Source organism: Oscillibacter sp. ER4 (assembly GCF_000765235.1).
GTDB lineage: Bacteria > Bacillota > Clostridia > Oscillospirales > Oscillospiraceae > Hominicoprocola > Hominicoprocola fusiformis.
This window is the reverse complement of sequence record NZ_JPJG01000009.1, coordinates 1-1,714: the sequence shown is the minus strand read 5'-3', so window position 1 is coordinate 1,714 and position 1,714 is coordinate 1. Positions and strand designations below refer to the sequence as shown.

The 1,714-nt window shown below is 52.9% G+C and carries 3 protein-coding genes and 1 pseudogene; all 4 read left to right on the top strand.

Annotated elements, in window-relative coordinates:
- Positions 1-636, top strand: a pseudogene (locus NI20_RS0101635) (hypothetical protein); the annotation flags it as partial.
- A gap of 245 nt (positions 637-881) precedes the next feature.
- Positions 882-1,163, top strand: a complete 282-nt coding sequence (locus NI20_RS0101630; protein ID WP_005948237.1) for a type II toxin-antitoxin system RelB/DinJ family antitoxin — start codon at positions 882-884, stop codon at positions 1,161-1,163.
- Positions 1,156-1,428 carry a type II toxin-antitoxin system YafQ family toxin gene (locus tag NI20_RS0101625; RefSeq protein WP_033119709.1) on the top strand — a complete coding sequence of 91 codons (273 nt, stop codon included), beginning with the start codon at positions 1,156-1,158 and terminating at the stop codon, positions 1,426-1,428. The genes NI20_RS0101630 and NI20_RS0101625 overlap by 8 nt, the downstream gene beginning before the upstream one ends.
- Positions 1,429-1,446: 18 nt before the next feature.
- The gene (locus NI20_RS0101620) at positions 1,447-1,695 is read left to right on the top strand and encodes a hypothetical protein (protein WP_033119708.1); all 249 of its coding nucleotides are present in this window, start codon (positions 1,447-1,449) and stop codon (positions 1,693-1,695) included.
- Positions 1,696-1,714: the final 19 nt, after the last annotated feature.

Here is a 1,714-nt window from a genome sequence, read left to right as displayed (position 1 = left end):
GACCTTTACGACTGGTGGCTGCACCGGATCGCCGATGAAATCCGGGTGGGCCATCGTTTCTATGGCATTATGACGCTGGCGATTTATGCGAAAAAATGCGGGATAGACGAGGACGAGCTGCGCCGGGACGCTTTCGCGCTGCTCCGGCCTTACGATGATATGAGCGTGGAGGATATAAACCGCTTCACGAAAGATGATGTGGTGTGCGCCCTGGAGATGTTCAACGAGGACTATGTGACATTCCCCAGGGACGATATAGCGAAGCTCTCCGGTCTGACTATGCCTGTCAACAAGCGGAACTGGCGCAAACAGCCAGTACATTTGCAGGGCGCGAGAGCAATCCAGGAGATTAACGATAAGGCTAATGGTACGAATTGGAGAGAAGGGAACGGGCGGCCTAAAGGCAGCGGAACGGCCCAGGCGCGGGTTTATGAATGGCGGCAGCAGCACCCGGAGGGGCGCAAGGCCGACTGTCACCGGGAAACTGGCCTTGATCCGAAAACCGTCCGCAAGTGGTGGGATTGTCCGCCGCCAGCGGTGCGCTTTGAAAATGGGCATATAACGGTGCGGGTGTCCCCTTCCCAGGAGTTGAGCGATTGGCTCCTGGATGCGCTGCACGATGGGGGCCAGGAATAAGGCCCAGAAAGGCCCCTGTTACGCTTTAGAAGCCGTTTTCAGCCCTCCGAGGGTAAATATACCGGCCCCCTCTCTACCGCGTTTGGAAAGCCGCATAAATCAAGGCTTTTTTGCCCTCTAAATGCGAACATACCAGGGTAGAAGTTTAAGGGCCAGTGCTTGGGTAAACGGTCAGGAACATATATTGACATTGTAAATAAAAAGTTATACAATGGATATAATAAGAATGAAAGGAGTTGCTACCTATGGCAAATACAAATATTAACATTCGTATGGACGCAGACTTGAAGCGGCAGTTTGAGGCGTTCTGTGCTGATATGGGAATGACGATGACAACGGCGTTCAATGTTTTTGCGCGTAAGGCGGTGCGGGAGTATAGAATACCCTTTGAAATCAGCGGCGATGTGCCGAACGCTGAAACCGTTGAAGCAATCAAGGAAGTAAAGAGAATGAAGGCCGATCCGAGCCTCGGCAAGACCTATTCCAATGTCGATCAGATGATGGAGGAGCTGCTTGCCGATGTATAACATAAGACCAACCACAAAATTTCAGAAGGATTTGAAGCGCGTGAAAAAGCGCGGCTTTGATATTTCTTTGCTGACGGATATTATTAAAAAGCTGGCTGCGGGGGAGCCGTTGCCAGAGAAGAACAGGGAGCACCAACTTTCCGGGGATTATACGGGGTGTCGTGAGTGCCACATTACGCCGGATTGGTTGCTGATCTACGAAGTGGACGGGGACGAGCTGATTTTATATCTCACCCGGACGGGATCGCATAGCGATTTATTTTAGGGGAAGGAGGAAAGGTCTATGAGCTGGGATAAAGAGAGGATCGCGCAGATACAGCTTCCCGATCCGGCAGACGATGATCCGCACCCTCGGCTGCTCCTGGAAGGTCGCGGCATACACGCAGGGCAGGGTTTTACGGCCCTGTTCCCTGATGGGTGGCACGAGATTACCCTGGAAGTAGCGTGGGAGCCGACAGGCCCCGGCTGCTGGTACATATCTACGCCGGGGTTTAAGGGCGTGTGTCCTGTGGGCCTGTTCGTAAAGGTATGAAAACGATCCGGCAGATAGC